Origin of the sequence: Streptomyces sp. NPDC050422 (assembly GCF_044458665.1) — a bacterium.
Classification (GTDB): domain Bacteria; phylum Actinomycetota; class Actinomycetes; order Streptomycetales; family Streptomycetaceae; genus Streptomyces.
Genome location: NZ_JBITIE010000006.1, coordinates 65,420 through 77,322, shown reverse-complemented (window position 1 = coordinate 77,322; position 11,903 = coordinate 65,420). Strand labels below are relative to the sequence as shown.

Here is an 11,903-nt window from a genome sequence, read left to right as displayed (position 1 = left end):
GTTCACGAAACTTTCGAAGCACCTTCATCGAACGCGCGTCGATCCTGGCACTCAGGTTCCCGGGGAGGCGCGTCCACCGAAAGGGATATGTCATGCGCAAGACAACGCAGGCCGCCATGATCGGCACCGCCGCCGCGGCCCTGCTCGTCTCCTCCTTCACCCTCAGCGCCTCTGCGGCCCCCGAGCGCTCCGGCTCCCACGGAAAGCCGAAGCCCCCCGTCGCCGACACTCTGGGCAGCCTCGGCAAGCGGGCCGACCTGCGCATCGGCACAGCGGTCGACATGGCGGCACTGGCAGCGGACGCGCCCTACCGTGCCAAGGCGGCGAGCGAGTTCAACTCCGTCACCCCCGAGAACGTCATGAAGTGGGAGGTCGTCGAGAAGGAGCGGGGCACCCACGACTGGGCCGCCGCCGACGAACTGGTCGACTTCGCCAGAGCCAACGGACAGCTGGTGCGCGGCCACACCCTGCTCTGGCACAACCAGCTGCCGGCCTGGCTCACCGGGGGCGACTTCAGCGCGGACGAGCTGCGCGCCATCCTGCGCAAGCACATCACCGACGAGGCCGGCCACTTCAAGGGCCGGATCTGGCAGTGGGACGTCGTCAACGAGGCCTTCAACGACGACGGCACCCTGCGCGACAGCATCTGGCTGCGGAAGCTCGGCCCCGGCTACATCGCGGACGCCTTCCGCTGGGCCCACCAGGCAGACCCCAAGGCCAAGCTGTTCATCAACGACTACAACATCGAAGGCGTCAACGCGAAGAGCACCGCGCTCTACGACCTGGTCGTGGAACTGCGCAAGCAGCACGTACCGATCGACGGCGTCGGCATCCAGGGCCACCTCTCCGTCCAGTACAGCGCCCCGCACGACATCGCCGACAACATGAAGCGGTTCGACGACCTCGGTCTGGAGACCGCGATCACCGAGGCCGACGTCCGCATCCCGATGCCCTCCGACAGCACCAAGCAGGAGGCCCAGGCCGAGGGGTACGACGTCCTGCTGCGCGGCTGCCTGCTCACCCGCCACTGCACCGACTTCACCGTGTGGGGCTTCACCGACAAGTACTCCTGGGTGCCCGACACCTTCGAGGGCGAGGGCGCGGCCAACCTCTTCGACGAGAACTATGCGGCCAAGCCCGCGTACAAGGCCCTGACCCAGGACCTGAAGCTCGCTGCCGGCCGGGGCTGACCGCTCACCGCAAGGGCGTCGGCATGACGAACGGCCTCCGGGTCACGTGTGCCGGGCCGGCCGGCGGAGCCGGGCGCCACGGGCTGCGGCTGCGCTGTCGTGGCCGGCTCGTCGTCACCGTCGGGGCTCGATACCGGCGCGACGGTCGCGTCGGCCGTCGCGCCGGGTTCGGGACAGGCCGCCGCGATCGCCTCCGTCCTGCGTGCATACGCCCGGCTCCAGTCGCGGCGCAAGCCCGAACTGCTCAACCGGAAGATCACCCTCGATCCGGCCAAGGACCCCGTCAAGGACAGCTCGGCGATCGTGTACGACGACGAGGCCACTCCGTTCAGCATCGTCGACTACCGCGAACTGGAGCGCGTCACCGAGGAATGGCGGCGGCTCGGCGCCGAGGCCGAGCAGGTCGGACGCCGGCTGCCGGCCTCCGCCCAGGACGCCTGGTACGAACTGGTCGGATACGAGGCCACGGCCACCGCCAACCTGTACGCGCTGCGCGAGGCGGAGTTCACCAACCTGCACTACGCCGCCCAGGGCCGGGCCCTCACCAACGATCTGGCGGCCGACGCCGAGGCCAGGCTCGCCGACGACCTGGCCCTGGCCGACCGCTTCAACACCCAGGTCGCGGGGGCAAGTGGCAGGGCTTCCAGACCCAGCCACACATCGACTACGGCGACGTGGAACGCTACGGCCCGAACGCGCCCTGGCAGCAGCCCGAGAGCAACAACGTCGCGCTCAAGGACGTCCTCTTCCCGGCGGTCGAGCGCATCGACCTGCCGGCCGGCGCCGAGATGGGTGTGGCCGTCGACGGGTCGGCGTCCTGGTGGCCGTACGAGCAGAGCCCGGCCGTGCTGCCGGCCTTCAGTCCGTATCAGAGTCAGCCCGCCCAGTACATCGAGGTGTTCAACCGGGGCCGCGCCCCGTTCGACTACCGCGTGCGCACCGGTGTCTCGTGGCTGACCGCGGACCCCGTCCGGGGCCGGGTCGAGCAGCAGGACCGGATCACCCTGCGCGTCGACTGGGCCAGGGCCCCGCAGGGGGTCACCGAGGTGCCGGTCACGGTCACCGGGCCGGACGGGGCGGAGGTGGTCGTCAAGGCGGTCGTCGACCGTCCCGCCCTGTCCCGCTCGCGCCTCGACGGCCATGTCGAGGCCAACGGGTACGTCTCCATCGAGGCCGACCACTACAGCCGGGCCGTCGAGGGCGGCGGCATCAGCTGGCAGCGCATCCCGGACATCGGCAGGACCGGCGCGGGGATGGAACCCTTCCCGGTCACCGCGACCCGGCAGGCCCCCGGTGGGGACAGCCCGCGGCTGGAGTACCGCGTCAGCCTGTTCACCACCGGCCCGGTCACCGTCCACGCCCATCTCTCGCCCCGCAACAACCCGCTGCCGACCGACGGACTGACGTACGCGGTCTCCATCGACGACGCCCCGCCGCAGTCGGTGAACGTCACGAAGGGGACGGGGGCCGACGACGGCACCATGAACGCGCAGTGGGCACGCCACACCTCCGACAACGTCAACATCACCAGTACGGTGCACCACATCGGCGCCGCCGGAGTGCATGTGCTGAAATTCTGGATGGTCGACCCGACGGTGGTGCTGCAGAACCTGGTGGTCGACACCGGCGGCCTCAAGCCCAGCTACCTGGGCCCGCCGGAGAGCCTCCGGCTGCGCTGAGAGCCCGGGGTCGGGCAAGGGGAGAGCAGGGCGAATGACGAGTGACAACGACGACACCGCTGCGCAGGCCGGCCGCCTGGAGGCGACCCCCGTCGGTGAGGGCGTCGAGATCAGGGTCGCCACACCGTCGGGAGAGCTCTCGCTGATCTGCACCCCGGCCCGGGCCCGGGAACTGGCCACCGCTCTCGGCCTTGCGGCGGACGAGGTCGAGAGCGTGCGGTCGGCGGACCCGGTCACGATCAGGGCGGACGAACTGCGGCGCGGGGACGTACGCGACGGCGACCGCACCATGACCGTGGACTCCGTCCGCATCGACGGGGCCACCGCCCACATCACCTGGAAGTCGGGCGCCGGACGCAGCTGGAATCAGCTCTACGACGCCGACGCCCGCATCACGCTGCGCCGCCGCGGGCGGTAATCCGGTCGGCGGCCCCGCCCCGCCGTGCACGGTCGCGGCAGGGGGCGCACCCTGGAGGTGATGCTCCGGAGGTGAGCGCCATGACGCAGACGGCTGTCGGATGGCACATCGAGCTGGAATTCGAGGAGGACACCCACCGCACCCGCGCGGCCGCTCTGGTGCGGCTCTCCGACGGGAGCGAGGTCCGTGCCCACGGCTATGCCAGCCGCCATCCCTCCGACTCCGAACAGCCCCGGGTGGGCGAGGAGATCGCGGGGGCCCGCGCACTCAACGAACTGGCGATGAAGCTGCTGACCAAGGCCCATGACGAGATCGACGACGCGTCCGGCCGCACGTCGTACCCGCTGACCTGACGAGCGGTTCTCCGTTCCGCCTCTTGTACGAGAGACTTCGTAATTTGACGGACGTCGTAGTACGGGATGTATCGTACTAGCGATCCTTCCGTACCCGGCGAAACGGAGTCCGTCGTGAGTGCCCTTTTCGAGCCTTTCACCCTGAGGTCGCTTGTCGTGCCCAACCGGGTATGGATGGCGCCCATGTGCCAGTACTGCGCCGCGGTGGAAGGGCCGGAGACGGGCGTTCCCACGGACTGGCACTTCGCGCATCTCGCCGCCCGCGCCACCGGCGGGACCGGTCTGATCCTCACCGAGGCGACGGCCGTCAGCCCCGAGGGGCGCATCAGCCCGGCCGACCTCGGCATCTGGAACGACACCCAGGTCGCGGGCTTCCGCCGGATCACGGACTTCGTCAAGGCCCAGGGCTCGGTCATCGGCATCCAGCTGGCGCACGCCGGCCGCAAGGCCTCCACCGCGACCCCCTGGACCGGTGGTGGACCCGTCGGTCCCGACGCCCACGGCTGGACGCCCGTCGCGCCCAGCCCGCTGCCCTTCGACACCGGCTACCCCGTGCCGCACGAGCTGACCGTCGACGAGATCCAGGCGGTCGTCGCCGACTTCCGCGAGGCCGCGCGCCGCGCGCTCGAAGCGGGCTTCCAGGTCGCCGAGGTGCATGGCGCGCACGGATACCTCGTCGGGCAGTTCCTGTCGCCTCACAGCAACCACCGCACCGACGCGTACGGCGGCAGCTACGAGAACCGCGTCCGCTTCGCCCTGCAGATCGTCGACGCCGTCCGGGAGGTGTGGCCCGAGGACCTCCCCGTCTTCTTCCGGATCTCCGCCACGGACTGGCTCACCGAGAACGCCGAGGACGAGCGCGAGGGCTGGACCGCCGACGAGACCGTACGGCTGGCCGAGGAACTGCGCGCCCACGGCGTCGACCTGCTCGACGTCTCCACCGGCGGGAACGCGCCCCGCGCCCGCATCGCGACCGGCCCCGGCTACCAGGTCCCCTTCGCTGAGCGCGTGAAGCGGGAGACCGCGCTCCCCGTCGCGGCCGTCGGCCTGATCACCGACCCGCAGCACGCCGAGAAGATCCTCGGCGAGGGCAGCGCCGACGCCGTGCTCCTCGGGCGCGAACTGCTGCGCAGCCCGTCGTGGGCGCGGGACGCGGCACGCGAGCTGAATGGCCGGGTGCACGCCCCCGAGCAGTACGACTACGCGATCTGACCGCACACCCGCAGCACTCTTCCGCCCTCCTCACGCGCGCCGGCGCCCGTGGGGAGGGCGGTCGGTTGCGCGTCGTCCGGATCCGTGGGGAGGGCGGTCGGTTGCGCGTCGCCCGGATCCGTGGGGAGGGCGGTCGGTTGCGCGTCGTCCGGATCCGTGGGGAGGGCGGTCGGTTGCGCGTCGTCCGGATCCGTGGGGAGGGCGGTCGGTTGCGCGTCGTCCGGACCAGCGGAGAGGGCGGTTCCGTGCGTGTCGTCCGGATCGCGGCATCCGTTCACCGCGCATTCATCCGGGATGACGGCTGAGGCATTCCCTCCCGCGTCGCGGGCACCTACGCTCGGCCGCGAATCGATCAACGTTGCGACCAGCCGCACCCGGCCGGTGACAACGTTGTCCGGACTCCCTGGAAGGTTCCGCGACATGCCCCCCAGACAGCTGACCGCGACTCGGCGCCTCGCCGCGCGAACAGCCGCCGTGGTCGTCACCGGCGCACTCGCCGCCGCCGTCCTGCCCCCCGCCGCAGAGGCCGCCGCGCCCGTCACCCGCCCCACCGCCTACGTGGACCCGCTGATCGGCAGCGCCAACGGCGGCAACACCTTTCCCGGCGCCACACTCCCGTACGGAATGATCGCCTGGTCACCCACGAGCACCCGGGGCGACCAGACGAGCACCGGTGCTGCGAACGGCTACGAGTACGGCGCCACGCGGCTGCGTGGACTGAGCCTCACTCATGTCAACGGCGCCGGATGCAACCCCGGCGCGGCCGGCGACATCCCGATCATGCCGTTCGTCGGGGATGTCACCTCGTCGCCGTCCGCGGACACCAAGGACGCCGTCTACGCGGCGGACTTCTCGCACGACGACGAGCGCGCCGTCCCGGGCCGCTACACCGTCGGCCTCGACTCCGGGGCCACCGCCGACCTCGCGGTGAGCCGCCGTGCGGGCGTGGCCGACTTCGCGTTCCCGGCGGGGAAGCCCGCCAACCTCCTCTTCCGCGTCTCCAACTCGCTCAACGGCAGCGAGGACGCCGAGGTGAAGATCGACACCGTGCACCGCAAGGTGACGGGTTCGGTGCTCACCGGCGCCTTCTGCGGCCGTCGCGCCAACGGCGGCACCAACAACCGCAAGAGCTACTACCGCCTCTACTTCAGCGCCTCCTTCGACCGCGCCTTCTCCTCCACCGGCACCTGGAAGGACGGCACGCTCGCCCCCGGCTCGACCACGGGCAGTGGCGGTGAGGGCTACGCCACGGGCGCGGACCGGGCAGGCCGCGGATCGGGCGGCTGGGTGGGCTTCGACACCACGTCCGACAACGACGTCCACATGCGGATCGGCATCTCCTACGTCAGTCAGGAAGGCGCCGAGACCAACCTGAGGAAGGAGATCGCCCCGCGCGCGGGCGTCGACGATGTGGCGGCTGCCGCGAGCCGGACCTGGGACCGCGAGCTCGGCTCCGTACGCACGGGCGGTGGTACCGAGGCCCAGCGCACCACCTTCTACACCGCGCTCTACCACTCCCTGATGCAGCCCAACCTGGTCAGCGACACCGACGGGCGCTACCCGGGGATGGACGGGCAGCCGCACCGGATCGGGCGCGGACAGGGGGCGCAGTACAGCAACTTCTCCGGCTGGGACCAGTACCGCGCCCAGATACAACTGCTCGCTCTCCTGAAACCGGAGATCGCCGGGGACTTCGCCCAGTCGCTGTACAACTTCGCCCGGCAGAACGGCGGCGTGTGGGACCGCTGGGTGCACATCAACGGCGCCACCCACGTCATGACCGGTGACCCCACCGCGGCCACCCTCGCCACGTTCTACGCCATGGGGGTACGGAACTTCGACTACGAGGGCGCGTACGAGTCGCTGGCGCGCCAGGCGACCGTACCCGTGGACGACGGGCTCTCGGACGCCGGCTGCCCGGGCCAGTGCACGGGCCAGCGGCCCAACCTGGCCCAGTACCTGGAGTCCCACTACGCGCCGCAGGACGTCTGCCACTGCTGGGGCGGCGCCGCCGAGACGCTGGAGGACGCGGTCGCGGACGCCGCGCTCGGCCGCTGGGCCGAACTGCTCGGGCGCGATGAGGAGGCCGAGGCGTTCAAGGAGCGCGGCGGCTGGTGGCGCAACGTGTACAACCCCGGGGCCACGGACGGGGCCGGCACCAACGGCTACATCCAGGCCCGCAACCTCGACGGCTCCTGGGTGACGCCCTTCAGTCCGGGCAGCGACCGGGGCTTCGCGCAGGGCACCAGTGCCACGTACACCTGGATGGTTCCGCAGGACGTCCAGGGGCTCGCCGAGGCGATGGGCGGCAGGGACGTGGCGGCCCAGCGCCTGGACGGCTTCTTCCACAAGGCGGACGGTTCCTGGTCGGTGAAGGGCGGCGACGCGGTGCGCTACGACCCGACGAACGAGCCCGGCATCCACGCTCCCTGGCTCTACAACGCCCTCGGGCAGCCATGGAAGACGCAGGAGACGGTCCGCGAGATCCTGAACACGGTCTACGGGACGGGCCCGCGCGGGCTGCCCGGCAACGACGACCTGGGCACCATGTCCGCCTGGTACGTCTTCTCGGCGCTGGGTCTGTACCCGCAGACGCCGGGCGGCGGCGAACTGCTGCTGGGCGCCCCGTTGTTCCCGAAGGCGGTGATCGACCGGCCGCACGGCAGGGACATCACCATCACCGCGCCGGCCGCCGACGCCGCCCATCCGTACATCGACGCGGTGTCGCTCGACGGACGCGTCCACGACCGGTCGTGGACGGACGCGAGCCTGCTGGCCAGGGGCGGAAAGCTGGCATACCGGCTGTCCGAGAAGGCCAATACCTCCTGGGCCACTGCTGCTTCGGGGTTGCCGCAGTAGTCACTGGGGGACCGTGTGCCGGATCGCCGCGTCCCGTTCGCGGTGATCCGGCGCAAGGATCAGCATGTTCGCCCAGCCTGATTTATATCGTTGAAAATTCTCTGTGCACGACTGTTGTTTTGCGTTTGGTGCTGTGGCTCAATGTTCGATTATGTGCTGTGCCTCACAGGTTCGAGGCACGTGAGCTCTCTCGACAGGACGACGCCTTGAGACGACCAATGCCCCGATCCCGCGCTGTGTTCAGAACGGTGGCCTGTGCCACCGCACTCCTGATACCCGTCGGTGCCACTCTGGTTCCGGCGGCGGCCGCCGCCACCCCGGCCGCCACCACCGCCCCCGCGACCACGTTCGCGGCCGACGACCCGGCCACCGCCACCCACGGGCTGAAGGGCGAGTACTTCAGCATGTCCGCGCCCGGTGCGCGGGACTTCGACAAGCTCGGCGGGGTCGCTCTGGACCCGCAGATCAACTTCCCCGGTCTCACCGGCACGTTCGAGTCCACCACCGGCCGGACCGAGAACACCACCGCCCGCTGGACCGGCAACATCACGGCCCCCGAGGACGGCGACTACACCTTCGCCGCCAGCGGCGACAACGGCTTCCGGCTCTTTATCGACGGACAGGTGGTCATCGACCACTGGGAGCCCGACTGGGACAACGAGCAGACCAGCAAGCCGGTCGCGCTCAAGGCCGGCGAGCCGCACACGTTCAAGCTGGAGATGTTCCAGGACACCGGCGGCGCGAACATGTTCCTGCGCTGGTCCAGCGCGACGCTCGCCCGGCAGATCGTGCCCGAGTCCGCCTTCACCCCGCCGGCGGACTTCGAGGTCTACCCCATCGGGCTGAGCGTCGCGGACGACGGCCTGAAGCTGCAGGCCACGTTCGAGGACGAGGTCGGCGACTACGCGGCACTGAAGGACCACCTCACCGTCGAGGCCGACACCTCGCCGATCCCGGTCAAGTCCGTCGCCCGGGTGCCCGGCAACGCCAAGGCGCTGGCCGTCACCCTGACGGGGCCCGTACAGAAGGGCCAGCAGGTCAGGGTCGCGTACGACGGCGAAGCCGGTCTCCAGGTGGGCGGCGAGGCCGTTCCGCAGATCAGCCGCACCGCCACGAACCTGTCCACCCACCGGCTGACCACGACCTGGGGCGACAAGGTCGACCGCAACCACCCGCTGCCCGACTACCCCCGGCCGCAGCAGGTGCGCGACGACTGGAAGAACCTCAACGGCCCGTGGGAGTTCGCCGGGGCCAAGGCCGGTGAGCAGCCCGTCTTCGGCAAGAAGCTCGGTGAGCGCATCACCGTGCCCTACCCGGTCGAGTCGCAGCTCTCCGGTCTCGAGCGCCACGAAGACCACATGTTCTACCGCAAGCTCGTCACCGTCCCGAAGAACTGGGCCGTCAAGAGCGACAAGCACGGCCAGGGCAAGAGCAACCGGCTGAAGCTCAACTTCGGTGCTGTCGACTACCAGGCCACCGTCTGGGTCAACGGCAAGCAGGTCGCCGAGCACGAAGGCGGCTACACCGCCTTCAGCGCCGACATCACCGACGCGGTCAAGGGCAGCGGTCAGCAGGAGATCGTCGTCGCGGTCACCGACACCACCGGCGCCGACCAGCCCACCGGCAAGCAGTCGGCCAACCCCGGCGGCATCTTCTACACCGCCTCGTCCGGCATCTGGCAGACCGTCTGGATGGAGCCCGTCGCCCCGGCGGCCGTCGACTCCCTGACGACCACCCCGGACATCGACAAGGGCCGGCTCGCGCTGACGGTCAACTCCGAGGACGCCTCGAAGTCCGCCACGATCACCGCCGTCGCCCGCGACAAGAAGGGCAAGGTCGTCGGCAGGGTCACCGGCCCGGCCAACCGTGAGCTGAGCCTCGCGGTGGCAAAGCAGCACCTGTGGACGCCCGACGACCCCTACCTCTACGACCTGAAGGTCACCCTCGACGACGGCCGCTCCAAGGACACCGTCGACAGCTACTTCGGCATGCGGTCCTTCGGCGTCGCCGAGGTCGGCGGCTACCAGAAGCTGGTCCTCAACGGGAAGCCGTTCTTCTCTCTCGCCCAGCTCGACCAGGGCTTCTACCCCGACGGCCTGAACACGGCGCCCAGCGACTCCGCCCTGCTCTTCGACCTGAAGGCGCAGAAGGACCTCGGCTTCAACTCCGTCCGCAAGCACATCAAGGTCGAGCCCGCGCGCTGGTACTACCACGCCGACCAGCTGGGTCTGCTGGTGTGGCAGGACTTCGTCTCCGGCAACCTCACCGGCGAGAAGGGCCACAAGGCCTTCCTCGACCAGGGCGCCGAGATGATGAAGCAGCTGCACAACTACCCGTCGATCGGTGCCTGGATCGTCTTCAACGAAGGCTGGGGCGAGTGGGACCGCACCGAGACCGGAAAGATCACCGAGCAGGTCCAGGCCGCCGACCCCTCCCGCGTCGTGAACGCCCACAGCGGTGTCAACTGCTGCAACTCCAAGGGTGATTCGGGCAAGGGCGACATCATCGACCACCACGACTACAACAACACCGACCCGGCCTTCCCGGACGACAACCGTGCGGCGATGGACGGTGAGCACGGCGGCTTCACCCTGCGGTCGCCCGGACACATGTGGCCGGGTGCGCCCACCGCGATCTACAGCGGTGTCGCCGACAAGGCCGCGCTGACCGCCAAGTACGTCGAGAACACCCGTAAGTACTACCTGGAGGCGGCCGGCGCCGAGCTCTCCGGCTCCATCTACACCCAGGTGACCGACCTGGAGAACGAGCTCAACGGCCTCTGGACGTACGACCGCCGGGAGATCAAGGTCGACCCGGCCCAGGTGCGGAAGATCAACCAGGAGGTCATCGCCGCCGGCGCGGCCGCCGGTGAGCGGGACGAGATCAAGGGCGGCGGCGCCTGGTCCCTCGACGAGAACGCGGGCGCCAAGGCCGCCGACAGCGGCCCGAACCACAAGGACCTGACCCTCTCCGCGGGAACGACCTGGACGTCCGGCGTGCACGGCTCGGCGCTGAAGTTCGACGGCGAGGGCCAGTATGCCGAGACCGACGGCCCGGTCGTCGACACCACCGGCGACTACACCGTGTCGGCCTGGGCGTCGCTGGACGCCCTGCCCGGCAACTACGCCACCGTCGTCAGCCAGGACGGCCGGCGTCAGGAGAACCCGTTCTACCTCCAGTACGGTCAGGGCGGGTTCGCCTTCTCCACCCCGGGTGCCCACCGTGCCCGGCTGGAGATGAAGCCCGAGCTCGGCCGCTGGTACCACGTGGTCGGTGTCCGCAGCGGCGACGAGATCAAGCTGTACGTCGACGGCAAGCTCGCCGCGACCGCGGCAGCCGGCACCGCCGACGTCAGCACCGGCGCGCTGTCCGTCGGCCGTGCCAAGTGGTCGGGCGGTAACACCGACTTCTGGAACGGTTCGGTCGACCAGGTCGCGGTGTACGACAAGGCCCTGACCGCCGACGAGGTGAGCGCGCTGCACGACACCGAGCAGCCGTAGCCCCGGGCTGTTCATGCAGCGCTGAAGCGCTGAAGCTCTGAACCGCTGCCTGCTGCCGCATCCGTGCGGCAGCGGGCAGCGGCATGCACCATGCCCCGGACAACCAGCCGGGGCGCCACCGTGTGAGGATCAAGGAATGGGAGAGCCGGAGATCCGTCGCCGCCGGGACGACGACATGAAGGCGTGCGTCGAGGCACTGGCCACCGTGCACGAAGCGGACCGCTATCCGGCCGCGTGGCCGGCTGATCCGGGGCGCTGGCTGACGCCCGAGGGGCTGCTCGAGGCCTGGGTGGTGGTGGAAGCCGGGCAAGTGCTGGGGCATGTGGCACTGACCGGTACCGACGATGTCCTGGCAGCGCAGGCAGGGCTTCCGTCGGATGAACTGGCCTCGGTGTCACGACTGTTCGCCATGGCTTCGGCCCGCCGCCGCGGCGTGGCGAGTGCCCTGCTCGGCACCGCGGCGACGGCCGCCGCAGCCGAGGGCCTGCGGCTGGTCCTGGAGGTGGAGGACGGCGGCGGGGCCGCTGTCGCCCTCTATGAGCGCACCGGCTGGCGCCACGTCGGCAGCCGCCCCGGAGACTGGACGACAGCCGACGGCCGGACGGCGCTGCTGCACACGTATCTGGCCCCGGTTGCACGGACGCGGTAGGCCGACGGCCCGGACGCGACGCGGTGGCGTCGCATCCGGGCCG

At 70.3% G+C, this 11,903-nt stretch carries 7 protein-coding genes and 1 pseudogene; all 8 read left to right on the top strand.

Translation table 11 applies throughout. From position 1 onward, the window contains the following. Positions 1–92 precede the first annotated feature (92 nt). The 8 genes and pseudogenes from ACIBJG_RS10275 to ACIBJG_RS10240 all read left to right on the top strand — a co-directional run bounded on the left by ACIBJG_RS10275 (position 93) and on the right by ACIBJG_RS10240 (position 11,860). On the top strand, positions 93–1,190 hold the full coding sequence (locus ACIBJG_RS10275; protein ID WP_399306486.1) for an endo-1,4-beta-xylanase: 1,098 nt from the start codon (positions 93–95) through the stop codon (positions 1,188–1,190). A 165-nt stretch (positions 1,191–1,355) separates the two neighbouring features. Next, positions 1,356–2,869: pseudogene (locus tag ACIBJG_RS10270) on the top strand (glycosyl hydrolase); the annotation flags it as partial. A gap of 34 nt (positions 2,870–2,903) precedes the next feature. Further along, on the top strand, positions 2,904–3,287 hold the full coding sequence (locus ACIBJG_RS10265) for a hypothetical protein (protein ID WP_399306483.1): 384 nt from the start codon (positions 2,904–2,906) through the stop codon (positions 3,285–3,287). A gap of 80 nt (positions 3,288–3,367) precedes the next feature. Then, positions 3,368–3,640 carry a DUF1876 domain-containing protein gene (locus ACIBJG_RS10260; protein ID WP_399306480.1) on the top strand — a complete coding sequence of 91 codons (273 nt, stop codon included), beginning with the start codon at positions 3,368–3,370 and terminating at the stop codon, positions 3,638–3,640. Between the two features lie 114 nt (positions 3,641–3,754). After that, positions 3,755–4,852, top strand: a complete 1,098-nt coding sequence (locus ACIBJG_RS10255) for an NADH:flavin oxidoreductase/NADH oxidase (RefSeq protein ID WP_399306477.1) — start codon at positions 3,755–3,757, stop codon at positions 4,850–4,852. A 420-nt stretch (positions 4,853–5,272) separates the two neighbouring features. Beyond that, complete coding sequence (locus ACIBJG_RS10250; protein WP_399306474.1) at positions 5,273–7,711, top strand: GH92 family glycosyl hydrolase; 2,439 nt, start codon at positions 5,273–5,275, stop codon at positions 7,709–7,711. Between the two features lie 218 nt (positions 7,712–7,929). Next, a complete protein-coding gene (locus tag ACIBJG_RS10245) occupies positions 7,930–11,211 on the top strand; it encodes a LamG-like jellyroll fold domain-containing protein (RefSeq protein ID WP_399306472.1) in 3,282 nt (1,093 codons plus the stop codon). Positions 11,212–11,347: 136 nt separating this feature from the next. Next, entirely contained in the window at positions 11,348–11,860 is a 513-nt protein-coding gene (locus ACIBJG_RS10240; RefSeq protein WP_399306469.1) for a GNAT family N-acetyltransferase, read from the top strand. Positions 11,861–11,903 lie beyond the last annotated feature (43 nt).

Coding starts and splice junctions, on each gene's coding strand:
- ACIBJG_RS10275 (WP_399306486.1), top strand. CDS start 93: ATGCGCAAGACAACGCAGGCCGCCATGATCGGCACCGCCGCCGCGGCC.
- ACIBJG_RS10265 (WP_399306483.1), top strand. CDS start 2,904: ATGACGAGTGACAACGACGACACCGCTGCGCAGGCCGGCCGCCTGGAG.
- ACIBJG_RS10250 (WP_399306474.1), top strand. CDS start 5,273: ATGCCCCCCAGACAGCTGACCGCGACTCGGCGCCTCGCCGCGCGAACA.
- ACIBJG_RS10260 (WP_399306480.1), top strand. CDS start 3,368: ATGACGCAGACGGCTGTCGGATGGCACATCGAGCTGGAATTCGAGGAG.
- ACIBJG_RS10245 (WP_399306472.1), top strand. CDS start 7,930: ATGCCCCGATCCCGCGCTGTGTTCAGAACGGTGGCCTGTGCCACCGCA.
- ACIBJG_RS10240 (WP_399306469.1), top strand. CDS start 11,348: ATGGGAGAGCCGGAGATCCGTCGCCGCCGGGACGACGACATGAAGGCG.